Source organism: Pantoea sp. SIMBA_079 (assembly GCF_046940275.1).
In the GTDB taxonomy this organism is placed as follows: domain Bacteria; phylum Pseudomonadota; class Gammaproteobacteria; order Enterobacterales; family Enterobacteriaceae; genus Pantoea; species Pantoea borealis.
Window position 1 is genome coordinate 1 of record NZ_JAWRYR010000594.1, and the last position, 255, is coordinate 255.

The 255-nt window shown below is 73.7% G+C and carries 1 pseudogene; it reads left to right on the plus strand.

Annotation, left to right across the window (positions count from 1 at the left end):
• Positions 1–255: pseudogene (locus SB719_RS21315) on the plus strand (hypothetical protein); the annotation flags it as partial.

Consider the following 255-nt stretch of genomic DNA (forward strand, 5'->3'; position numbering starts at 1 on the left):
GCTCTGGCCGCCGGCGAGCGGTCCACCCGACCTGGAGACCGGCAACTCCGGGAGCCTCACGCTCGAGGCGGAGGGAGACGGCCTCCGGTCGATCTTCCTGGGGGACCTGGGGGAGGAGGCGCAGGACGCGCTGCTCGCGACGCGCGGCGTCCGCCCCGTCGACGTCGTGAAAATGGCCCACCACGGCTCAGCCGACCAGAGCCCGGCCCTCTATCGAGCCCTCGGGGCGAGAGTCGGCCTCGTCTCGGTCGGAGC